Origin of the sequence: Sphingobium sp. SA916 (genome assembly GCF_002894065.1) — a bacterium.
Taxonomy (GTDB): Bacteria; Pseudomonadota; Alphaproteobacteria; order Sphingomonadales; family Sphingomonadaceae; genus Sphingobium; species Sphingobium fuliginis.
The window spans coordinates 29,576-51,138 of the sequence record NZ_LXYF01000051.1 but is presented as its reverse complement, the minus strand read 5'-3'; the positions used below and the strand labels follow the sequence as shown (position 1 = coordinate 51,138).

Genomic DNA, 21,563 nt, shown 5'->3' with positions numbered 1-21,563 from the left:
ATGGGGACACGGAAAATGCTGGCCGCCATTGCAACATAAGGGGAGAGCCTCGCTCAACGCACTCGCATATCTTCGCCCACATGCCTTCAAGCGCCGTACGCCGTTTTTACACAGTCTGGGTCATGAACTGCCATCGGCGCGGCATGCTCCTGCGGAGGAATCCGCAGGAGACAAGCGGCTCGCGAGAGTAAGGTGCGGCCTTTGGATGGTCGCCCGCCGACCACCGCCCCTTACCGCCGTCACCGGCCCGACAAGCCATCGATGGCGGCCCAGCCGGAAGCGCCGATTGCCTTCAGCATATGCCGATGCGCCGCGTTCACCCCGCCCAGGGCGATTACCGGCATTGGAGCAAGCCGGGCCAGGGCGGCGAAGCCCGCTCGCCCCAATAGGGGTGAACCGGGGTGCGAGCGCGTCGGGAAGAGTGGCGAGAGCAGGATGATATTTGCTCCATAGCGCACGGCTTCCGCCATCTCCCGCCCATCATGCACCGGCCTGCTGTGGAGCAGCGCCTTTCCTGCCCGCCGCCGGTCACGTCCGTGCCAGCCATCGGCACGCCAGGCCTGCGCCTGCGCCGCCGTGCCGCCCAGCATCAGCACCAGCCGCCGCCTTCGGGCAATCCGGGCGATCCGATCGAACAGGGCGCGCCGCTCCGCCGCGGCCGTGCGATAGTGCCGGAATATGACTCCCGCCTTCCCCTTGGGCAGACGGGCGACAGCAGCCAGCAGGGCGGGCTCCCCGATGCGTTCGTCGGTCATCAACCAGATCGTCGGCAATTTTTTGCGGTGGCGGCGTTGCATGGCCATCGCCTATAGCAGCCGCCATGACGACCGACAGCATCGAAGCCGCAGACCGGCTGGCCGCGAACCGATTGGCCGAGATACACGACGCCATGGGCCGCGCCGCCCGCCTTACCGGCCGCACCGCCGACGACATCACCCTGATCGCCGTGTCGAAGACGCAGGCGGCGGACGCCATCCGCCCGTTGATCGCGGCAGGCCAGCGGGTCTTCGGGGAAAATCGCGTGCAGGAAGCGGAAAGCAAATGGCCTGCCCTGCGGGAGGAGCATGAGGGCCTTCAACTGCACCTCGTCGGTCAGCTCCAGTCGAACAAGGCGGCCGACGCGGTCGCCCTGTTCGATGTCATCCATTCGCTCGACCGGCCGTCGATGCTGACGGCGCTGGCCAAGGCCATGGACGCGGCGGACAGGCGGGTGCCCTGCTTCGTGCAGGTCAATATCGGTGCGGAAGCGCAAAAGGGCGGTTGTCCGATTGCCGACGTGCCCGCGTTGATCCGATCGGCCCGGGACGCGGATATTCCGCTGCTGGGCCTGATGTGCGTGCCGCCGGCCGACATCGAACCCGCGCCCTTCTTCGCGCTGCTCGCCAAGATGGCGCGGGAGGAGGGGATGGAACAGCTCTCCATGGGCATGTCGGGGGATTATGAAACCGCGATCATGCTGGGCGCTACGCACATCCGCGTCGGCACGGCCCTGTTCGGGGAGCGCCCTGCCGCTCGCCCGGCACCGGGGAGCGGCAGGGGCATGATCAGAAACTCCCGCGAAGGGTGATGCCGTAGGTGCGGGGATCGCCCAGATAGGCGGAGATCAACTGGTTCGCCATCGGTGCGCCCAGGGCGAACTGGCCGGTGGTCGAGGTGGACGGGCTGCTCGACTGTAGCGGGCTGCTGAAGGCGACCTGGCTATAGTCCTGGTTGAAGATGTTCTGGCCCCAGAATTCAACCGCCCAACGCTGCTGCGGCCCGCGAATGCCGACACGGGCATTGAACACCGCATAGCCGTCCTGCCGCTTTTCGGGGAACAGGTCCGAACCGGTGTTGAAGTCGCTGCTCATGCGCCCGTCGATATAGAAAAGCGCCGACAGGCCGTTGGAGCCGAGCGAAGGCGTCCAGGACGCGCTGACCGTCGTCACGACTTCCGGCGCCTGGGAGTTGATCGAACCCGGCAGCAGGAACAGCGCCGGATCGAGCGGCACCGTTCCGTCGCCGCTGCCGACCAGGCGGTTGGCGAATTTGGCGCGGGCATAGGTGAAGCCCCCCGCGACACGCACATTCCGCACCGGGGTTGCCGACAGTTCCAGTTCCACGCCCTGGCTGATCAGGCCGGGTCCCACATCCCCGCCTGCGCAGGTCCGCGCCGCCGTCAGCGCGCCGTCGCAGCCATTGATGTTCTGGACGACGAAGCTGGTGCCGTTGAAGGTGTTCAACTGGAAATTCTTGAACTCCTGCCGGAAGGCGGCGATGTTCGCGCTCCATTTGGGCTGGGTATATTTCAGGCCCACTTCGAACGCATCGACCTTTTCAGCGGCGAAGCGCAGGCTGGTGACGTCGGCATTGGTGCGCGGCGCGAACACGGCCGGCACCGCGTTCAGGCCCGTCGATCCGAGCTGGAAGCGGTCGAGATTGTAGCCGCCCGCCTTATAGCCCTTCGAATAGCTGCCATAGACCAGCAGTTCGTCGATCGGCTTCCATGACAGGACGGCGGTGCCGGAAAACTCCCCATCGCTGATCTTGTCATTGAGGTCGAGCGCGTTCAGCCCGGTCGATCCGTTGCCGAGACAGCCCAGGGTCAGGATGCCGCCCGCCAGGGCCGCCGCGCTGCCGAGCTGCGCATTGGTCGCGATGGCGGGCAGGCTGGAGGCCTGCAAGGCCGCGCAGGTGGCGTTGTTATTGTTGAGGTCCGCCGAGAAACGCTTGCTCTCATGGGTGTAGCGAAGACCCAGCGTCAGATCGAGCTGCTTTGCGATATGGATGATATTATGGGTGAACAACGCCCAATTCTCGCTCTTCTGATGGTAGAGCGAGGCAATGTCGCCGGTGCCCGACGGGATCGCCGCCAGCGCGCGGAGACCATTGCCCAGGCCGGTCGAAATCGCCCCGGCCTGCAAGGCTGGAACGCCGGCAAGGACAAGGCCGCCGTTGAGCTGCGCCTGCGTGCCGGCGATCAGCGCCTGCGTCGCAAGCCCGCTGCCGCAAGCGGCAAGCTGCGCCGCCGTCAAATTGCTGTTGACGCCTGCCCCCGCCATCAGGCGGCAGGCGGCAAAGCGGCCATAGTCCGCGCCGAAGACGATATTATCCTCCAGCGTCAGCTTTTCATGCGCATAATAGCCGCCGACCAGCCAGTCGAGCACATCGTTGAAGGCCGATCCCTGCGCCCTGAGTTCCTGGGTGAAGGTCCTGAACTGGCGATAGGTGTTGGGATCGCGGTAGAGCAGGTCGGCCCCGCTATAGTCGTAATCGCCATAGTCCTGGCTCTTGTAATCGCGATAGGCGGTTATGCTGGTCAGCTTGGCGCCGCCCAGATCATAATTGATCTCGCCTGAAACGCCCCAATCCTTGAGCTTGCTCACATAATTCCGGCCAGCCGTGATGGTGAGGTCGCGGTCATAGGGATCGGCGGCAAAGACGCTGCCCTGCCCCGCCAGAATGGCGGCGATCCGGTTGAAGGGCGCCGTGCTGTAGCCCCCGCCGGCGACCGGACGGCGTTCCCGCGTCTCCATATAGGCGGCGCCGCAGCAGCTTTCGTCGCGATGGGTATAATCCCCGATGAGGCGGATGGAGAGCGCGTCGTTCGGCTCGAACAACGCCTGCCCGCGCAGGAAATAGCGGTCGCGGTCATTGGTTTCCCCGACCTTGGCGCCGCTGGCGTTCACCAGATCGTAGAAGCCGTCGCGCCTGGACCAGACGCCGTCAAGGCTCAGCGCCAGCTGATCGCTGATCGGCCCGGTGATGCGGCCGGCAAGGCGCCAATAATCATAATTGCCGTAAGTGATCTCCGCCTTGCCCGCGAGCTTGAACTCGGGCGCCTTGCTGATGATGTTGATGAGGCCGGCGGAGGCGTTGCGCCCGAACAGCGTGCCCTGGGGACCGCGCAGCACCTCGACCCGCTCGATCTCACCCAGTTCGTTGAGGCCGGCGCCGGTGCGCGAGCGATAGACGCCGTCGATGAACACCGCGACCGAGCTTTCCAGCCCCGGATTGTCGCCCACCGTGCCGATACCGCGGATGCGGGCAGAGGCATTGGCCTCTGTCCCCGTGGAGGACAGCAGCAGCGAAGGGGCGAGCTGGTTGAGCGCGCGAATATCCGTCGCGCCGCTATTCTGCATCGCCTGCGCCGTCACGGCGGACACGGCGATCGGCACGTCCGACAGCGGGCTGGCGCGCCGGGTGGCGGTGACGATGATGTTGACGCTTTCCGGATCGACCGCGGTTCCGCCGTCCTGCGCCCATGCGACCGGAACGCTGCTGCCCAATGCAACGGCACCGACAGAAATCAGCCAAAGGCTCTTCTTCATGATGATGCTCCCTCTCCTTATCCGCGCGGCTTTGCGTCGCGTCGAATTATTGTCGAACTATGCTGCCACAGCAGGATGAAGGCAAGATATGCCTGCTTTTCAGAGGCTTTGATCCCCCATGGTGACCGGATTCTCATGCACTGTCACCTAAAGGAGACAGCTTAAATTCCGGTTTCCGTTACGTCCGCCTAAGCAATGGGAAAACGCAGCAGCCGGCCGGCGACCGGCACCAGGGCGGCCGCGCCCGATCCCATCACCCGGCGAATCTCGCCATGACCGGCATCGAGGCCGCCCGTCAGGGCGCCAAGAGCAGGCAGAATCAATTTGGTCCGCGATCCGACGAAGCAGCGCCGCGACACATGGCGTCCGCGCACGGACAGGCGGAACTTGGGGTGGAAATGCCCTGAAATTTCCGGCCGGGGGTCGGCAGGGTCCGCCTCATGCCGCAGCCAGATGCCGTCCACCTGCATGTCCGTGCGACGCGTGCCGCCGGGCGTCCGCGCCATGCCGGCATCGTGATTGCCGGTGATCCAGACCCAGTCGAGCCTGTCCGTCAACACGGCCAGTCTTGCCCGCGCCGCCGGATCGAGCCGGGCCGCGCCATCGGCATCGTGAAAACTGTCGCCCAGCGACCAGACGGCCCGCGCGCCCGTCCGTTCCACCAGCATCTCGATCATGTCCAGCGTCGCCTGGCTGTCATGGGGCGGCAGGAACTGCCCGGATCGGGCGAACCAGCTTGCCTTTTCGAAATGCAGGTCGGCCACCAGCAGGGCGGAGCGCGCCGGCCAGAACAGCGCAGCCTCCGCCAACGCCAGAAAATCATGACCCGCGAACGAAAGGGGAACCATGGCCTGCCTATGCCCCCTTGCCCCGCCGCTTTCAAGAGGGCAGCGAAGCGGCTATGGGCGCTGCCATGGAATCCGCTTTCACCATTGCCGCGCTTTACCGTTTCGCGGCCTTTGCCGATCCGGAGGCGATTGCCCGCGATTTGCGCCTGCTCTGCGCCGACCTTGGCACCTGCGGCACGCTGATCGTCGCCGGGGAGGGGATCAACGGCACGGTCGCGGGGAGCGAGAGGGCGATTGCGGCGCTGGTCGCGCATATCCGGGCATATCCGGGCTGCGCCGATCTCGACGTCAAATATGCCCATGGCGACAGCCCGCCTTTCGCCCGGATGAAGGTGAAGGTGAAGGCGGAGATCGTGACGCTGGGCGCGGGCGATCTCGACCCGGCGCATCAGGCGGGCAGGCATCTCGATCCGGCGGAATGGAACGCCCTGATAGCCGATCCGGACACGGTCGTGATCGACACGCGCAACGCCTATGAAGTGTCGGTGGGCAGCTTCGAAGGGGCGATCGATCCCGGCACCCGCTCCTTCCGCGATTTCCCGGCCTGGTTCGACGATTTTGCCGAAAAGCTGCGCGAGGAGGGCCGCACGCCGCGCATCGCCATGTTCTGCACCGGCGGCATAAGATGCGAGAAATCGACCGCGCTGGTCAGGGCCCGCGGTTTTGAGGAGGTCTATCATCTGCGCGGCGGCATTCTGCGCTATCTGGAGGAAATGCCCGAAGAGGACAGCCTTTGGCAGGGCGCCTGCTATGTGTTCGACGAGCGCGTGGCGGTGGGCCATGGGCTGAAGGCGGGCGATTATGTCACCTGCCGGGCCTGCGGCTTGCCGCATGTGCGGGACGCCGCGCATGATTGCGCGGCGGACGGGTCGGGCGTCTGGCCGCACAGGAACCAGGGCTGAAGGACCAGGGCATAGCGTGATCCCGCCTTCGCAGGAGCAGCTTGCGCTTCACCGGGCCGGCGTTTCGACCAGTTCCGCTATCTCGAACGCATAGCGTTTCCAGCCGCGCATCCGCGCGCCTTCTTCCGCCGCCGTCCGCTTCCTCTTCGCCTCGGCCAGCGAGCGGCTGTGGCCCCAGAAGACCTCCGTCCTGCCATTCTCCAGTATCGCGACGATGCGCCAATAATGGGTGAAGGCGTCCGCCGTGGGCCCGATGGTCTTCACATAGCCGTCCGGCATCGTCGCCGTCAGATAGCGCTTCTTCCTGCCCATGGGCCTGTCACCCGACGAAGCGGTGCAGCGCGGTCCCATGGGCGCGCAGCCAGGCCCGCGCAGGCCGGGGGTCTTCGCCCAATATCCGCTTGTGGGCCGCGTGAAAGGCAGGGCTGTGATCCATGTGCAGCAGATGCGCCAGCTCATGCGCCACGGTCGCCCGGCGCACCTCCGGCGGGCAGAGGATCAGCCGCCAGCTATAGCGGATCGCCCCGCTGGAGGCGCAGCTCGCCCAGCGGCTGCGCGGATCGCCAATGCCGACCGACGCCACGATCAGCCCATTGTCCCGCGCCATTTCATGGCTTTCGGTCTCCAGCACGGCCTTCGCCCGCATCTTGAGCCAGCGCAGCACCCGCGACCCGACTGATTCCGCCGCGCCGCCCAGCAGCAGCCGGTCGCCCTCCAGCCGGATCGTGCGGGAAGCGCCTTCGACCCAGCAGATGCGCACCTCCCGCCCCTCCAACGGAAAGACGGCGCCATCGCACAGCATCACCTGCGCTGGCTGCCGCGCCATTTGCGAGCGGACCCAGCCTTCATGTTTCTGCGCCCAGCCGAGCGCCCGCTTCAGATTGGCGCGGGTCGGCAGCGACAGCCGCAACTCCCCCCGCGCTTGGTCCAGCGACAATCGATAGGCCTTGGCCCGCGCCGACCGGCGGACCCGCACCGGAACGGCGATGCCGTCGATCAGGATTTCGGCGTCAGAGTTCTCTGTCGACAAGATGGTTTTCCCAATCGCCGGCGTCGGCTTCCGCAATGGTCCAGCCGCGCACGGACTCCTGGGCCCGGTGCACCGCCTCGCGGTCGCCGCAGATCAGATAGTGCCATTCGGGCAATGGCTTGCCCTCGCCCCGCAGCCGATAGGCGCAGGTGCGCGGCAGCCAGCTTATCGTCTTCACCTTGGCGGGGGTCAGCCGCACGCAATCGGGCACGAAGCGGCGGCGTTCCTTATAGTTGGTGCACTGCCCGCTATGCCGGTCCAGCAGGCGGCAGGCGACATTGGTGGGGTAGATGCGCCCCGTATCCTCATCCTCGGCCTTGTGCAGGCAGCATTTGCCGCAGCCGTCGCACAGCGCTTCCCACTCCGCGCGGTCCAGTCTGTCGAGGGGCTTTTCCCAGAAGTCCAACCGTCACTTCACCCATTTTTCGAGGAAGGCCGTCACCCTGGCGGGATCGCCCTCATCCACATCCGGCGTTCCCGGATCGTCCACCGGCACCAGCGCGACCGGCGCGCCGTCGCCCCCAAAAAGATAGGGCGTGCGGCTGTGGCTGACCAGATAGCCGCTTGCGCCCTTCGCCTCTTCCTTATTGTAGAGCACGACGAAATCCTTCGCCACCCTGGCGATCTCGTCAGGGGTGCCGGTCAGGCCGATCAGGCGCGGATGGAAGGCCGCGACATAGGTTTTGAGGACGGCGGGCGTGTCCCGATCCGGATCGACGCTGATGAAGATCGGCTGGACCTTTGCGGCGAGCGCCGGTTTATCCTTCTCGAACTTCGAAAAGCCCTGCATGATGCGTTGCAGGTCGATCGGGCAGACATCGGGGCAATAGGTGTAGCCGAAATAGACCAGCCGATACTTGCCCTTGAAATCGTCCCAGCGAACCTTCTTCCCGTCCTGATCGGTCAGGGTGAAGGGCGCGCCGATGCTGGCCCCGTGCAGATCCCCCTGGGCGCTTTCATCGCCGCTTGATGCATTGCCCCCGGCCCCCATATTACAGGCTGCCAGCAGGGCGGTCAGCGGCAGGGCGAGCGAAATCAGCGCTTTGTTCATGGCGCCGCCAGCCATGCCCTGCTATGGCCCGATTTGCAAATCCCAACGGGGCTATGGACATAATGACAGGACGTTTTCCGGCTTTGATGGGCCTTGGCCGTGCCGCCGCTCTGGCCCTGGCGCTGCTGTCGCCGGTCGCGGCGCAGGCGCAGTTTTCCGACAATTACAATTTTCTGAAGGCGGTCAAGGATGCCGACGGGCAGAAGGTGACCGACCTGATCCAGAAGCCGGGATCGACCGTCATCAACAGCCGCGACGTGACGACGGGCGATACCGCGCTGCATCTGGTCGTCGCGCGGCGGGACAATACATGGCTGACCTTCCTGCTCGCCAAGGGCGCGAACCCGAACCTGACCGACAATAACGGCAACACGCCGCTGATGGACGCGGTGCAGGCCCGGTTCGAGGAAGGCGTGCGCAGCCTGCTGACCTATAATGCGCAGGTGGACAAGGCGAATGGCAGCGGCGAGACGCCGCTGATCCGGGCGGTGCAGCTTCGCGACGTGGCGCTGGTCCGGCTGCTGGTCGCGCAAGGCGCCAATCCCGACAAGCGCGACACGATCGCCGGCATGTCGGCGCGGGACTATGCGGAGCGCGACGCCAGGACGCCGGGGCTGGTGGAAGCGCTGAGCGCTGCGAAGACGAAGACCGCGCCCAAGGGACCGGTGCAGGGGCCGGTGTTCTGATTTTTTCCTGAAGCGAACATCAGACGATGCGTGTTCCTGCGCAGGAGCACGTATCGCTTAAGGGGAATGTCGCGGGAGATCAGACTACCACCCCAGTTCCGCGGCATGATCCGGGTCCGCCAGCGCCGTCAGCCGCCTGGCCGCCCGCCTAGCAAAGCGCAGTGTTTCCGCCTTGCGCCGCGCGGCCGCCAGCGGCTCCATGGGTGCGGGGCGCACCAGTTCGGCGTCATATTGGTCCGCGACGATCAATCCCGTCCGTCCCGGCCATAGCGCCTCGCTCTCGAACAGCGACAGGTCGAAGCCCGACGGCACGGCCCAGAAATAGCGGTCGCAATAATCGAAATAGTCGGGCCATTTCATGTCGCCCAACAGGTCGGCGCGGCTGCACTTGATCTCTACAATGGTGATCCGACCCGCCCCGTCCAGCGCCATGATGTCGGCGCGCCGGCCATTGGGCAGCGGCACTTCCAATATCCCGCTCATGTCATGCCGGAAGAACAGGCGCAGCGTGCCCCGCGCCACGGCCAGAGCCGTGCCGTCCGTGAGGGGCGAACAACTGTCGGAAAGATCGGATTCCATGTCCCGTTCTTAGAACAGGAAGGGAACAAAAGGAAAGGGCCGATTCAGGATCGCCCGAACCGGCCCTTCTTCACCCCCTGCGCGCCCGGCGCGAAACGGTCAGCGATAGAAGACGTGATTGTCTATCGCGGCGAGTTGGCGCTTGCCCCAGCCGGGCGAAACCCGACGGGCGTGGAAATAGAGCGCACCCTCTGCCTTGCTGTCCCAGCTATCGTCCATCGCGATCTGGGCGATGGCGACGGCCTCGCGCCAGCTTTCGCTGCCCAGGCGGATCGACGGCATGCCATTGCCGCGCACGAAGCTGAACTGGCCGGGCTGATAGACGACGCCGCACAGGCTGTCGGCAAAGCGGCCGGACCGGGCGCGATTGATGATGACGCGGGCAACGGCCAACTGGCCTTCCAGGCTTTCGCCCTTGGATTCGAAATAGACGGCGCCGGCCAGGCACTTCATGTCGCCGGAAACATCCTCAGCCGCGCCCTGCGCGTCCACGAGGGCGGCGAGATTGTCGGCCTTCACATCGGCGCTGTCGGAAAGGGGAGCCAGCGGCTGCACGACTTCGCGCGGCGCGGCGAAAGTGACGGCGGGCGTGGCGCCGGCCGGAGCTGCATTCAGCTCATTGCTTCCCGGAAGGGAAAGGACCGACGGAGCCGCCTCGGAAGCGCTCGACATGTCGGCCGCGGTAACCGCCGCTGTGGCGGAAAGGGAAAATGCCGCGAAGATCGCAGCCTTCAGACGAAAACTCATTACAGCTCAAAATCGTGCGGTTCTTGGCCGGGAACGTCAAAAAACCCCTAAAACACGACGTTCGGCCGCCCCCCGTCTGCGTGTTTACCGCATCCGCCCCCCATGGACGAAAACCGGCAACCTGCGCGTTGAAAGCGTCGGAGGCCTGTGCCCGCGCGCGGAAAATGAGTCAACGATCAACAGATCGTTTCAGCGGCGAACCGTTCCGCATCCGCGATGTCGAGTTCAATGACCCACAGATCGGGGTCCGATCCGCGCCGGCGCGCAAGATATTGAGCCATGGCCTCGGCCCCCTTTTCCGGGTCCGGGCCGCAGCGGGTGAGGCGATAGCCGCCCGCATAATCAGGAACGCGTTCGAACAGTCCCTGTTCCCGGCCATTTTCCAGCGCCTGGAGCAGGATCACGCCGCTGACGGCATCGCCCTTCACCAGCACCGTGGCAAAGCCGCCCGCCGCGGCGCAGCGGCGCATCAGGACACCGACCAGCATCGCGCTGGTCAGCCGCGCGTCGGATGGGTCAGCCGGCATAGCCCGGCAGGGAGGAGAGGGGGAATTGCGACCGCATGAAGGTGCCGGTGCCGCGCCCGACCTCCTCGCCGTCGGCGTCGATCAGGCTGGCCTCCGCCACATAGACGCGCCGCTTTCCGCTGATCCAGCGCCCTTCGGCCCGAATCCGGCCCGGCCCGATCGGGCGGGTGAACAGCAGGTTGAAGCTGGTGGTCAGCAGGAAGCGATCGCTGACCAGGCTGTTGGCGGCGTAGAAGGCCGCATCGTCCAGCATCTTGAAATAGACCGTGCCGTGCACCGCGCCGGCCGCATGGAACTGCGTCTCGTCCACGTCGAAATGGATGATCGACCGGCCTTCTTCCGGAATCGTCAGTTCCGACCGGAACAGCCGGTTGATCGGTGCGGAACGGTAGAGGGACTCCAGCGCCCGGAAATGCGCCTGCTCCCCGCTGGGCAAGGCGCTGGCGGCGGAACCCGGATCAGGCAGCGTCACGCGCCTCGCCACCGGCGAGCAGGGCATGGAGCGCCGCCGTCGACTTGGCGCCGCGCAGCCGGGCGATCTGCCCCTCGTCACGCAGGTAGCGCGAAACGCGGGCCAGGGTCTTCAGATGTTCGGCGCCGGAATCCACCGGAGAGAGCAGCGCGAAGACGATGTCCACCGGCGCTTCGTCCACAGCGTCGAAAGGAACCGCCGGATCGAGCAGCACCACCACCCCGCACATTTTCTGAAGGCCGGGAATCTTCGCATGGGGAATCGCGACTCCGCCCCCAAAGCCGGTCGAGCCCAGTTTCTCACGCTCCAGCAGCGCCTCCGCCACCGGATCGGCAGCCAGGCCGTAGGCCTGCGCAGCCAAGGCCGCAACCTTCTGAAACAACTGCTTCTTGCCGTTCACCGAAAGGGCGGTGCCCAATGCATCCGGTGCGACGATATCGTTGAAATGAACCATGCCGAATCCCAGCCGAGCCGCGCCCAGCTTCGGAAAAATGACGCAATGCCCGGATCTTTAAAGTCCGGCCCCATAGGCCGCCAGCGGATCGAGGTCAACCGGCGGCCGGGGGAAGGCGATCAGCCCAGGCGGGGCTCTACCCAGCCGATGGTCCCGTCCTGCCGCCGATAGACCATGTTGTACGCCGCCGTCCCGGCATTGACGAACAGCAGCGCATTGGTGTTGCGCAGGTCGAGCATCATCACCGCGTCCGACACGCTGGCTTCGGGAATGTCGACCCGGGTTTCCGCCACGATCAGCGGCGCTTCGGCCGGGTCCTCTTCATCGGCCGGGGACGCGAAAATCGTGTAGCCGGCGCCGTCCAGTTCATCGGCGCCATATCCATTGGCCCGGCTGGCCTCCGCCGCCGCGGCCTGCGCGCTGCGGTCCTTCAGACGGCGCAGATAGCGGCGCAACTGCTTCTCGATCCGTTCGGCCGCCTGATCGAAGGCAGGATGCGCCTCCTGCGCCTCTCCGGCGCCCTTCAGGATCAGTCCGGTCATGACATGGCAGACGATGTCGCAATGGAAGGCGCCGTGCGGGGCGGGCCGGAATGTGACCTGGGCGGAAAGCGCGCGGGAGAAATATTTCTCGGCCATGGCCTCCAGACGGGTCCAGACATGCTGCTTGAGCGCGTCACCCGTATCGACCTGATGCCCGGAAACACGAATATCCATATGCCTTCTCCTTATTCTTGCCGGACCGCCCGGGATTGGCGACCCGGTTGGCGTGGAGGCCGTGAAGGCAGCCCATCCCGAAGGGACAGCCGTAATCAGGCCTCTTCAAGCCAGAGCGGCTTGTCCAGCGTCGCGACGAACGCTGCATGCCGCTCCAGCTCCTCCGCGCCTGCCGCAAAGACACGCGCGGGACGAACAGGGCGAACCGCGACTTCCGCCGCAAGTTCCATATTTACAACGAGTTTCTCTTCCTCCTGTGCAAGACCGAGGCCGATCTGACGGCCGCCGGTCAGTTCGATGTAAAGCTGGGCCAGCAATTCGGCGTCGAGCAGCGCGCCATGCTTGATGCGATGGCTGCGGTCGATGCCGTAGCGGGTGCAGAGCGCGTCGAGGCTGTGCTTGGCGCCGGGGTGAAGCTGCCGGGCGATGGCGACGGTGTCGATCATCCGCTCCATCGACACTTCCGGCAGCTTGCACAGCTTCAGTTCGTGATTGAGGAAGCCGAAGTCGAAACGCGCATTATGGGCGACCAGATGGCTGTCCTCCAGAAAGGCGAGCAGTTCCTCCACCCCATGGGAAAATAGCGGCTTGTCCCTCAGAAAAGCGTCGGACAGGCCGTGCACCGCCTCAGCCGCGGCCGGCATCGACCGCTGCGGATTGTAATAAGCGTGGAAGGTGCGGCCCGTGGGAACCCGGTTGAGGAGTTCGATGCATCCGATCTCGACCAGGCGATCGCCGGAGGCTGGGTCGAATCCCGTCGTTTCGGTGTCGAAAATGATCTCGCGCATCGCCCTCTACAACGACTCTTGCCGGCCAACCTCGCCGGCCCCCTCTTATCGGCCTGTCTTCGCACCAAGGCAAGCGACCAAGCGGCGAACCTGGAAGCGGGTCTCAGCGAAGGTCGTGCCCGTATGGATGATATAGTCGGCCCGCCGCCGCTTTTCAGCATCGGGCGTTTGCAGATGGACAATCCGGCGAAATTTTGCAGCGGTCATGCCGGGACGGGCCAGAACCCGCTTGCGCTGCTTCCAGGCAGGGGCGGTGACCACGATGACGCCGGCCAGCCGGCGATGGCCATGGGTTTCGAACAGCAGCGGAATGTCCAGCACGACGAACCGGCGCGATCGGTTCCGTTGCAGAAAGGCCTTGCGGCTCTGCTGCACGGCGGGATGGACGATGGCTTCCAGCGCCTTCAATTCCTGGGGATGACCGAAGACCGCCGCCCCCAGCTTCGCCCGGTCGACGCCCTTGGGACCGGTCGTGCCGGGAAAGCGCGCCTCTATCGCCGGCAGCAACGCGCCGCCCGGCCCCTGCAGGCGATGCACCTCCGCATCGGCGTCGAACAGGGGAACGCCTTCCCGCCGCAACATGGCCGCGACGGCGGACTTCCCCATGCCGATGGAGCCGGTGAGACCGTAGATCTTCATCCCATCATCTTCATGAATCTCAGGCGGCGAGCAGCAGGGCGCGCAATTCCTCGTCCCGTTCGCGCGGCGCCTCCGCATCGAAGAAGATGTCGAAGGCCAGCGCCGCCTGCCCGATCAGCATCTCCAGCCCGTCGAGGGTCTTCAGGCCCCGGATGCGCGCCGCCTTGAGCAACTCCGTCTCCAGCGGCGCATAGACGATGTCATAGACCGTCGCTTCCGGGCCCAGGGGCGAAAGGTCCAGGTCCAGCACCGGCTGGCCCACCATGCCGAGCGAGCTGGTGTTGACGAGCAGGTCCGCCCGGGGGAGCGCATCGGCCATGCCGATCACGCGGCCCCTGACCCCTGCACGGTCGAGCAGCGCCTGACCCTTGGCCGCATCGCGCACCATGACGGTGATGTCCGGCACGCCCAGGCTGGTGAGGGCGAACAGGATCGCCCGCGCCGCGCCGCCCGCCCCCACCAGAACGGCGCTCTGCCCCTTCCACCTGTCGCGCAGCAATGGCTGGAGGAATCCGCCCGCATCCGTATTCGTGCCGATCAGCGGTCCGCCCGTCTCGCTGGCGATGGTGTTCATCGCCCCGATCCGCTCCCGGACGCCGCCCGGATCGTCGGTATAGTCCATCACCGCGATCTTGTGCGGAATGGTGACGTTGCAGCCAAGCCAGTCCGGATCGGCGCGCCGCGCCAGGAAATAGGCGGACAGGCCCTCGCCGGTGACATGGGTCTTCCTGTATTCCGCCTCGATCCCCAGCGCATCGAGCCAGAAATTGTGGATCAGCGGCGACTTGCTGTGTTCGATCGGGTCACCGATCACTTCGGCATAGGGGAGCTTGTCGGTCATGTCGCCAGAACGCCCCGGACGCGCAGAAAGTCAAGCAAAGGCAGCAGCGGCAGGCCCTGAATCGCGAACTGGCTGCCTTCGACCCGGCTGAAAAGCTGCGCGCCCGGCCCCTCGATCCGGTAGCAGCCGACGCACCAGCGGCAATTTTCCCAATCGCCGTCCAGATAGGATGTGATGAAAGCGTCCGACAGAGGCCGCACCGTCATCCGCACCCGCTCGACATGCCGCCAGATCGGTTCGCCGTTGAGCGCGATCACCGCCGCGCTGTGGAGATGATGCACCCGCCCGGAAAGCAGCTTCACTATGCGCTCCGCATCGGCGCGGTCGACCGCCTTGTCGATCATCGCGCCGTCATCCAGACTGAGGGTCTGGTCGCAGCCCAGCACCAGCCCGCCCGGCACCCTGCGCGAGACGCGAAGCGCCTTCAGTTCCGCCAGCGCATCGGCCAGTTGCCGCGCATCCAGGCCGTCGGCGCGCAGCGCTTCCTTCGCCGCTTCCTCGTCGACGCCGGGGGACAGCGCCTCGAACGGCACCTGCGCCGCTTCCAGCAGGGCGCGGCGGCTCGCGCTTTGCGATGCCAGCACGATCATGGTCTCATGCTCCTTCCGCCAGCACGCGGTCGTTGAACAGGTTGATGATGGCGGCGGCAGCTTCCTCGATCGACCGGCGGGTCATGTCGATCACCGGCCAGCCATTGTCCGCGAACATGCGCCGGGCGAAGGACAGTTCCTCCTGCACCCGGTCGATGTCGACATAGCTGGTCTCCGGCGCCTGGTTGAGCGACAGCAGGCGATTGCGGCGGATCTGCACCAGCCGTTCCGGGCTGACGGTCAGGCCGACCACCATCGGATGCTTCAGCGAGAACAGGCTGCGCGGCGGCGGCGACTGGATCACCAGCGGGATATTGGCGGTCTTGTACCCGCGATTGGCGAGATAGATGGATGTCGGCGTCTTGGACGCGCGGGAAACGCCGGCCAGCACGATGTCCGCCTCCTCCCAATTTTCATGGCCCACGCCATCGTCATGGGCGATGGTGAACTGGATCGCCTCGATCCGCGCGAAATAAGCCTCGTCCAATATATGCTTGCGCCCCGGACGGTTGCGCGTTTCCTGCCCCAATATGTTGGAGAGGGCGTCGGTCACGCTGTCGAGCGCCGCCACATGGGGCAGGCCGAGCGCCCGGCAGCGCGTCTCCAGCCGACGCCGGAGCTGATGGTTGGAGAGGGTGAACAGCACCAGCCCCGGATTGGCGGCGATCTCCTCCATGATCCGGTCGAGATGGACGTCGGACCGAACCATCGGCCAGAAATGGCGCACCGCCTCGACATTTTCGAACGCGCCGATGGCAGCCTTCGCTATGTTTTCCAGCGTCTCGCCGGTCGAGTCCGAAAGCAGGTGGAGATGGATGCGCGACATGAAGAACATCTCTGTGGGGAGGCTGTGGATAAATCAAGGCATAGCTTGCGGGTGAAATCAGGCGCTTTTCGTCCTCCCCGATTCCGGGAATCTTCTCCACAGCCCGCCAACAGAAGGAAACACCCACCCACAGCCTGTGGATAACGGGAATAAACCGACTGACTCGGACCGGAATCGGCGGCCTTGAGGAGTCAAGTTGTTGGCAAATCGGGGCACAGCGCATAAACCCCGCTGCCAACCGCCCCACTATCTCCATCATCCTTTTGAATCTAAATATAAGAGAGTTTATGACGGGACCCGATGCCGCCCTTTCGAATGACCTGACGGCCAAGCCCTTGCTTTCGGTCCTGAAGGGTGCGCGCCCTGCCGTGCCGCCCATGTGGCTCATGCGTCAGGCGGGCCGTTATCTGCCCGAATATCGCGCCTTGCGGGCGGAAAAGGGCGGATTCCTCGAACTGGTCTATGACAGCGCGGCGGCGGCGGAAGTGACCCTCCAGCCCCTGCGCCGCTTCGGTTTCGACGGCGCGATCCTGTTTTCCGACATATTGATCGTGCCCTATGCCATGGGGCAGGACCTCTGGTTCGAGGCGGGGGAAGGCCCGCGCCTCGCGCCGATCCTGGCGGAGACGGAGCTGTCGGTCCTGAAACCGGATTTCAGCCGCTTCGAGGCGGTCTATGAGACGGTGCGGCAGGTCAAGGCGGCGCTGGACAGCCATGTGACCTTCCTGGGCTTTGCGGGCAGTCCCTGGACCATCGCGACCTATATGGTCGCCGGGCAGGGCAGCAAGGACCAGGGCGCCGCCCGCCGCCTTGCCTACAGCCAGCCGGAAAAATTCGGCGCGATCATCGATGCCATTGCCGATGCCACCGTGGTCTATCTCTCCGGCCAGATCGAGGCGGGCGTGGAGGCCGTGCAGCTGTTCGACAGTTGGGCGGGCAGCCTGGCCCCGCTGGAATTCGACCGCTGGGTGATCCAGCCCAACCGGCGAATCGTGGAGAAGCTGAAGGCGATCCATCCGGAGATTCCGGTGATCGGCTTTCCCAAGGGCGCGGGCGCGAAACTGGCGGATTATGCGGCGGGGACCGGCGTCGATGCGGTGGGCGTGGATGAAACGGTCGACCCGCATTGGGCCGACCGGGCGCTGCCGCAGGGCCTGCCGGTGCAGGGGAATCTCGATCCGCTGGCGCTGATCGCGGGGGGCAGGGCGGTGGAAGAGGCCGTCGATACTATCCGCGCCGCCTTTGCCGGTCGGCCGCATATCTTCAACCTGGGCCACGGGATTCTCCCCGACACCCCCATTGATCATGTCGAAGCGCTGATTAGCCATGTGCGCCGGATGCGGTCGTAGCGGGAGACTGAACCATGCCTTATCTGGGAGCAGCCTATTTGTGGGTCAAAGCCGCGCATGTCATCTTCGTCATCTTCTTGATGGCGGGCCTGTTCATGATGCCCCGCTTCTTCGTCTATCACCATCAATGTCCGGTGGGGTCGGACGAGGACAGGAAGTGGATCGACCGGGAACGGCGGCTGCTCAGGATCATCCTCAATCCGTCCCTCATCCTGGTCTGGGTTTTCGGGCTTATGCTGATGGTCGAGATCGGCGCCTGGCATTTCGGCTGGTTCCACCTGAAGCTGCTCTTCGTGCTGGGCCTGTCGGGCTATCATGGCTGGATCGCGGGCTATGCCAAGAAGCTGGCCAAGGGGCTGCGGCCGCTCAGCGAGAAGCAATTGCGGCTGGTGAACGAGATTCCGGGAATCGCCGCCGCGGTGATCGTGATCGCGGTGATCGTGAAGCCCTTTTGACATGGCCGTCATCCCAGCCAAAGCCGGGATGACGGAAATCAAAGCGGATCGACCGGAATATTGTCGATCAGCCGCGTCTTGCCGAGCTTCGCCGCACCGAGCAGCCTTGCCGGGCGGTCCAGCACCGTCATCGGTTCCAGCGTCACGGCATCGCACAGCGACACATAGTCGATCGGATCGAAACCATGCGCCGCGAGCAGGGCAACGGCCCTGGCAAGGGCGGCCTCGACGGTCGCGCCCTTTTCCATCTGCCGCGCCGCTTCGCCCAAGGCGCGGGGCAGAGCCAGCGCTTCCCTGCGTTCCTCCTCGCTGAGATAGGCGTTGCGGGACGACAGCGCCAAGCCGTCCTCGGCCCGCTGGGTCGGCACTCCGACAAGCTCGATGGGAACGTCCAGATCGCGGACCATCTGCCGGATCACGGCGAGCTGCTGATAATCCTTCTCCCCGAACAGCGCGACATCGGGGCGGACCTGGTTGAACAGCTTCGCCACCACCGTCGCCACGCCGTCGAAATGGCCGGGCCGCGCCGCGCCGTCCAGACCTTCGGTCACGCCTGAGACGGAGATGTTGGTGGCATAGCCCGCCGGGTACATGACGTCCACGCTCGGCGCCCAGAGGATGTCGACTCCGGCCGCCTGCAGCATCTGCGCGTCCTTCGCCTCGCGCCGGGGATAGGCGTCCAGATCCTCGTTCACCCCGAACTGGCGGGGATTGACGAAGATCGACACCGCGACATGCCCGGCATGGCGGCGCGCTTCCTCGACCAGCGCCATATGCCCGTCATGCAGCGCGCCCATGGTGGGCACCAGAGCCAGCGGTTTTCCGTCGCTTTTCAGCGCATCGACGGCGGCACGCAGGGAAGGCAGGTCACGGAGGATTTGCACGACAGGAACGGCTCCGATAAGGGCATCGACAGGGGTATATCCTGCTAAGGCACGACCGGCTGAAACGGTCAAGAATCATTGCGACAATCAACGGGGTTATAAAGGTCCGATGGCGAACGCCCAAACGCACCATATCGTCTTCGCCAATGAGAAGGGCGGAACCGGCAAGTCGACCACCGCCGTGCACACGGCCATCGCGCTGACGGTATTGGGTCACCGGGTCGGCATGATCGACCTGGACCCGCGCCAGCGCACGATCACCCGCTATATGGAGAATCGCGCCGACACCGCGCGCCGCCGCGGCATCGACCTGCCTACACCGGACTTCGCGGTGTTCCAGGGCGACAGCGTCCAGGCGCTGAACGAACAGGCCGCCGCCATGGCCGAGGGCAAGGATTTCCTGGTCATCGACACGCCCGGCCGCGACGATGACTATGCCCGCCACATGGCCGCCCGCGCCCATACGCTGGTGACGCCGATGAACGACAGCTTCGTCGATTTCGACCTGATCGGGCAGGTGGATGCGGAAACCTTCAAGGTGAAGCGCCTTTCCTTCTATTCCGAACTGATCTTCGAGGCGCGCAAGACCCGGGCCAAGGCCGACGGCGTGACCATCGACTGGGTGGTGCTGCGCAACCGCGTCCAGCATCATGACGCGCGCAACAAGAAGCGCGTCGGAGATGCCCTGATGGAGCTTTCCCGCCGCGTCGGCTTCCGCGTGATTCCCGGCCTTTCGGAGCGCGTGATCTTCCGCGAACTCTTCCCTTCGGGGCTTACGCTGCTGGACAAGGGGCATCTGGGCGAACTGGGCGTCAGCCATATCGCCGCGCGGCAGGAACTGCGCGAGATGGTGTCGGGCCTCGCCCTTCCCTCGCGCGATGAGGTCGCGCCGGTGGATCTGCTCGGCGCGGCCTGATGGGTCTGCTTGCCTTGGCTTTGATCGGGCTTGCCGCCTGGCTTATCTGGACGGGACGACTGCAACGCATGAGCGCGAAGGATGGCATGGCGCTGGGCGCCGCTCTGGTCGGCGCGGTCATGGCGGCCAAGGGCAAGCCGCTGGTCGGCGCGCCGCTGCTGCTGGGCGCCACCCTGTTTTTCTTCGCCAAGAGCCGCCCCGGCAAGGCGAAGGCGGGGTTGGACCAGCCCGCCACCCGGGCCGTTTCCCCTCAGGCGGTGATCGACGCCCGCAAGCTGCTGGGCGTGGGCCCCGATGCGGATGCCAGCGCCATCCGCGCCGCGCATCGCCGCCTCATCGCCTCCGTCCATCCGGACAAGGGTGGCACCGAAGCGCTGGCGGCCCAGATCAACGCTGCCCGCGACCTGCTGATCAGGGAAGCCGCGCAGCGCCACTGAAGCCAAGGGAAGAAGATGCCATGGCCCATCGCTTTCATCCCACGCTGCTGCGCGAATATGACATTCGGGGCGTGGTGGGCCGGACGCTGGGCGAGGGAGATGCCTATGCCGTGGGCCGCAGCTTCGGCACGATCGTCAGACAGGCGGGCGTCAGGCAGGCAGGCGTCGAAAAGGCGGGCGTCAGGCGGGGCGGGGGATCAAGGGTCGCGGTCGGATATGACGGGCGGCTGAGTTCCCCGGCGCTGGAACAGGCGGTCGTCCAGGGCCTTCAGGATTCCGGCGCCGATGTCGTGCGCATAGGCCTGGGCCCGACGCCCATGCTCTATTATGCCGAAGCGGTCCTGGATGTGGACGGCGGCATTCAGATAACCGGCAGCCACAATCCCCCCGATCATAACGGCTTCAAGCTTGTGCTTCAGCATGAAGCCTTTTTCGGCGCGGCCATCGCGAAGCTGGGAGCGATGGCGGCGGCCGGCGACTGGAGCACCGCCGGAAGCGGAGGCGGGAGCGAAGGCGGGGGCCGGGTCGAGAACGTCGACATCATGGACCGCTATGCCGCCCGGCTGGTGGAGCGGTTCGACGGTGCCGCCTGGCGCATTGGCTGGGATGCCGGCAATGGCGCCGCCGGGCCGGTGGTGGACAAGCTCGTCAAGCTCCTGCCAGGTGAGCATCATGTGCTTTTCACCCAGATAGACGGACATTTTCCCAATCATCACCCCGATCCCACTGTCGAGGCGAATCTGGCGGACCTGAAGGCGCTTGTCCGCTCGAAGAAGCTCGATTTCGGAGTGGCTTTCGACGGCGACGGCGACCGGATCGGCGTGGTCGACGGCCGGGGCCGGGTAATCTGGGGCGACCAGTTGCTGGGCATCTTCGCGGAACTGGTGCTGAAGGACCGGCCGAACGCCACGATCGTCGCGGATGTGAAGGCCAGCCAGGCCCTGTTCGACCGGATTGCCGCGCTCGGCGGGCGACCGTTGATGTGGAAGACCGGCCACAGTCTCATCAAGTCCAAAATGAAGGAGATTGCCGCTCCGCTGGGCGGGGAGATGACCGGGCATCTCTTCTTCGCGGACGATTATTATGGTTTCGACGACGGGCTCTATGCCGCGGTGCGGCTTATCCGGGGGCTGACCCGGCTTGGCCGTAGCGTGACGGCCCTGCGCGATGAGATGCCGGCCATGGTCAATACGCCGGAAATCCGCTTTCCGGTGGAGGAGAGCCGCAAGTTCGCCGTGGTGGAGGAAGTCCGCGCCCGATTGCAGGCCGTTGGCGCAAGCGTCGACGAAACCGACGGCCTGCGAGTCGGCACGCGCGATGGATGGTGGCTGCTAAGGGCCTCCAACACCCAGGATTCGCTCGTGATCCGGGCCGAGGCGAAGGATGAGGAAGGATTGGCGCGCCTGATCGCGGAGATCGATGCGCAACTGGCCGATTCGGGCGTGTTTCGGATTTCCGGGGACGATTCCTGATCGAACGGGCAGAAAAAGCGGCCCGTTCGGGCCTGCCTTTCCGT

General features: G+C 65.4%; 27 protein-coding genes. 8 read left to right on the top strand and 19 right to left on the bottom strand.

What is annotated here, in order from left to right; translation table 11 throughout:
- Window positions 1-239 precede the first annotated feature (239 nt).
- Window positions 240-803: a thiamine phosphate synthase gene (locus tag A8G00_RS16120; protein ID WP_103001127.1), complete on the bottom strand. Its 564-nt coding sequence runs from the start codon at window positions 801-803 to the stop codon at window positions 240-242.
- Window positions 804-820: 17 nt separating this feature from the next.
- Here A8G00_RS16120 and A8G00_RS16115 point away from each other — a divergent pair, with 17 nt between their 5' ends.
- Complete coding sequence (locus tag A8G00_RS16115) at window positions 821-1,567, top strand: YggS family pyridoxal phosphate-dependent enzyme (protein WP_048577544.1); 747 nt, start codon at window positions 821-823, stop codon at window positions 1,565-1,567.
- On the opposite strand, the gene A8G00_RS16110 is transcribed toward A8G00_RS16115, so the two are convergent.
- Window positions 1,545-4,310 (bottom strand): TonB-dependent receptor, encoded by a 2,766-nt coding sequence (locus A8G00_RS16110; RefSeq protein WP_044660589.1) that lies wholly within the window; start codon window positions 4,308-4,310, stop codon window positions 1,545-1,547. The genes A8G00_RS16115 and A8G00_RS16110 overlap by 23 nt on opposite strands.
- A gap of 188 nt (window positions 4,311-4,498) precedes the next feature.
- A complete protein-coding gene (gene pdeM, locus A8G00_RS16105) occupies window positions 4,499-5,158 on the bottom strand; it encodes a ligase-associated DNA damage response endonuclease PdeM (RefSeq protein WP_048577546.1) in 660 nt (219 codons plus the stop codon).
- Between the two features lie 53 nt (window positions 5,159-5,211).
- On the opposite strand from pdeM, the gene A8G00_RS16100 reads away from it, so the two are divergent.
- Window positions 5,212-6,060 (top strand): rhodanese-related sulfurtransferase, encoded by an 849-nt coding sequence (locus A8G00_RS16100; RefSeq protein ID WP_103001126.1) that lies wholly within the window; start codon window positions 5,212-5,214, stop codon window positions 6,058-6,060.
- Between the two features lie 48 nt (window positions 6,061-6,108).
- Here the strand turns inward: A8G00_RS16100 and A8G00_RS16095 are convergent, their stop codons facing one another.
- Genes A8G00_RS16095 through A8G00_RS16080 form a run of 4 tightly spaced genes read right to left on the bottom strand, consistent with a single transcriptional unit; the run spans window position 6,109 to window position 8,156 of the window.
- A complete protein-coding gene (locus A8G00_RS16095) occupies window positions 6,109-6,372 on the bottom strand; it encodes a hypothetical protein (RefSeq protein WP_025549628.1) in 264 nt (87 codons plus the stop codon).
- Window positions 6,373-6,379: 7 nt separating this feature from the next.
- Entirely contained in the window at window positions 6,380-7,090 is a 711-nt protein-coding gene (locus tag A8G00_RS16090; RefSeq protein ID WP_103001125.1) for a M48 family metallopeptidase, read from the bottom strand.
- The gene (locus A8G00_RS16085) at window positions 7,071-7,496 is read right to left on the bottom strand and encodes a YcgN family cysteine cluster protein (RefSeq protein ID WP_025549626.1); all 426 of its coding nucleotides are present in this window, start codon (window positions 7,494-7,496) and stop codon (window positions 7,071-7,073) included. The genes A8G00_RS16090 and A8G00_RS16085 overlap by 20 nt, the downstream gene beginning before the upstream one ends.
- A 3-nt stretch (window positions 7,497-7,499) precedes the next feature.
- Window positions 7,500-8,156, bottom strand: a complete 657-nt coding sequence (locus A8G00_RS16080) for an SCO family protein (protein WP_172451876.1) — start codon at window positions 8,154-8,156, stop codon at window positions 7,500-7,502.
- A 71-nt stretch (window positions 8,157-8,227) separates the two neighbouring features.
- On the opposite strand from A8G00_RS16080, the gene A8G00_RS16075 reads away from it, so the two are divergent.
- Window positions 8,228-8,827, top strand: a complete 600-nt coding sequence (locus A8G00_RS16075; protein ID WP_083198958.1) for an ankyrin repeat domain-containing protein — start codon at window positions 8,228-8,230, stop codon at window positions 8,825-8,827.
- A gap of 84 nt (window positions 8,828-8,911) precedes the next feature.
- Here A8G00_RS16075 and A8G00_RS16070 read toward each other — a convergent pair whose 3' ends face one another.
- The 11 genes from A8G00_RS16070 to A8G00_RS16020 form a co-directional block, all read right to left on the bottom strand.
- Window positions 8,912-9,406, bottom strand: a complete 495-nt coding sequence (locus A8G00_RS16070) for an MmcB family DNA repair protein (RefSeq protein ID WP_025549623.1) — start codon at window positions 9,404-9,406, stop codon at window positions 8,912-8,914.
- Between the two features lie 99 nt (window positions 9,407-9,505).
- Complete coding sequence (locus A8G00_RS16065) at window positions 9,506-10,153, bottom strand: cell wall hydrolase (protein WP_025549622.1); 648 nt, start codon at window positions 10,151-10,153, stop codon at window positions 9,506-9,508.
- 176 nt (window positions 10,154-10,329) lie between these two features.
- Window positions 10,330-10,680, bottom strand: coding sequence for a DUF1491 family protein (locus A8G00_RS16060; protein WP_025549621.1), 351 nt, complete (start codon window positions 10,678-10,680; stop codon window positions 10,330-10,332).
- Window positions 10,670-11,179, bottom strand: a complete 510-nt coding sequence (locus A8G00_RS16055; protein ID WP_037482870.1) for a PaaI family thioesterase — start codon at window positions 11,177-11,179, stop codon at window positions 10,670-10,672. Before A8G00_RS16055 ends, A8G00_RS16060 begins: the two co-directional genes overlap by 11 nt.
- The gene (locus A8G00_RS16050) at window positions 11,139-11,606 is read right to left on the bottom strand and encodes a PTS sugar transporter subunit IIA (protein WP_025549619.1); all 468 of its coding nucleotides are present in this window, start codon (window positions 11,604-11,606) and stop codon (window positions 11,139-11,141) included. Before A8G00_RS16050 ends, A8G00_RS16055 begins: the two co-directional genes overlap by 41 nt.
- Before the next feature lie 119 nt (window positions 11,607-11,725).
- Window positions 11,726-12,322, bottom strand: a complete 597-nt coding sequence (gene raiA, locus A8G00_RS16045) for a ribosome-associated translation inhibitor RaiA (protein WP_025549618.1) — start codon at window positions 12,320-12,322, stop codon at window positions 11,726-11,728.
- A gap of 95 nt (window positions 12,323-12,417) precedes the next feature.
- Window positions 12,418-13,110, bottom strand: coding sequence for a DNA polymerase III subunit epsilon (dnaQ, locus tag A8G00_RS16040; RefSeq protein WP_061934391.1), 693 nt, complete (start codon window positions 13,108-13,110; stop codon window positions 12,418-12,420).
- 45 nt (window positions 13,111-13,155) lie between these two features.
- On the bottom strand, window positions 13,156-13,749 hold the full coding sequence (gene coaE / locus A8G00_RS16035) for a dephospho-CoA kinase (RefSeq protein ID WP_025549616.1): 594 nt from the start codon (window positions 13,747-13,749) through the stop codon (window positions 13,156-13,158).
- A gap of 19 nt (window positions 13,750-13,768) precedes the next feature.
- On the bottom strand, window positions 13,769-14,590 hold the full coding sequence (gene aroE, locus A8G00_RS16030; RefSeq protein WP_103001124.1) for a shikimate dehydrogenase: 822 nt from the start codon (window positions 14,588-14,590) through the stop codon (window positions 13,769-13,771).
- Complete coding sequence (locus tag A8G00_RS16025) at window positions 14,587-15,180, bottom strand: nucleoside triphosphate pyrophosphatase (RefSeq protein ID WP_044660582.1); 594 nt, start codon at window positions 15,178-15,180, stop codon at window positions 14,587-14,589. Before A8G00_RS16025 ends, aroE begins: the two co-directional genes overlap by 4 nt.
- A 4-nt stretch (window positions 15,181-15,184) precedes the next feature.
- Window positions 15,185-16,006 carry a pyruvate, water dikinase regulatory protein gene (locus A8G00_RS16020; protein WP_025549613.1) on the bottom strand — a complete coding sequence of 274 codons (822 nt, stop codon included), beginning with the start codon at window positions 16,004-16,006 and terminating at the stop codon, window positions 15,185-15,187.
- 287 nt (window positions 16,007-16,293) lie between these two features.
- Between A8G00_RS16020 and hemE the strand changes: the two genes are divergently transcribed.
- Window positions 16,294-17,355 carry a uroporphyrinogen decarboxylase gene (gene hemE, locus A8G00_RS16015; protein ID WP_103001123.1) on the top strand — a complete coding sequence of 354 codons (1,062 nt, stop codon included), beginning with the start codon at window positions 16,294-16,296 and terminating at the stop codon, window positions 17,353-17,355.
- Window positions 17,356-17,369: 14 nt separating this feature from the next.
- Window positions 17,370-17,810: a CopD family protein gene (locus A8G00_RS16010; protein ID WP_025549611.1), complete on the top strand. Its 441-nt coding sequence runs from the start codon at window positions 17,370-17,372 to the stop codon at window positions 17,808-17,810.
- A gap of 38 nt (window positions 17,811-17,848) precedes the next feature.
- Here the strand turns inward: A8G00_RS16010 and panC are convergent, their stop codons facing one another.
- Window positions 17,849-18,694: a pantoate--beta-alanine ligase gene (gene panC, locus A8G00_RS16005; protein ID WP_099185539.1), complete on the bottom strand. Its 846-nt coding sequence runs from the start codon at window positions 18,692-18,694 to the stop codon at window positions 17,849-17,851.
- A gap of 109 nt (window positions 18,695-18,803) precedes the next feature.
- Between panC and A8G00_RS16000 the strand changes: the two genes are divergently transcribed.
- From A8G00_RS16000 to pgmG, 3 genes are read left to right on the top strand one after another with little or no spacing between them, the layout of a single operon-like run.
- Window positions 18,804-19,610 (top strand): division plane positioning ATPase MipZ, encoded by an 807-nt coding sequence (locus tag A8G00_RS16000; RefSeq protein WP_099185538.1) that lies wholly within the window; start codon window positions 18,804-18,806, stop codon window positions 19,608-19,610.
- Window positions 19,610-20,047 (top strand): DnaJ domain-containing protein, encoded by a 438-nt coding sequence (locus A8G00_RS15995; protein ID WP_103001122.1) that lies wholly within the window; start codon window positions 19,610-19,612, stop codon window positions 20,045-20,047. The genes A8G00_RS16000 and A8G00_RS15995 overlap by 1 nt, the downstream gene beginning before the upstream one ends.
- 20 nt (window positions 20,048-20,067) lie before the next feature.
- Window positions 20,068-21,519 carry a phosphoglucomutase/phosphomannomutase PgmG gene (gene pgmG, locus A8G00_RS15990; RefSeq protein WP_103001121.1) on the top strand — a complete coding sequence of 484 codons (1,452 nt, stop codon included), beginning with the start codon at window positions 20,068-20,070 and terminating at the stop codon, window positions 21,517-21,519.
- The last annotated feature ends 44 nt before the right edge of the window (window positions 21,520-21,563 follow it).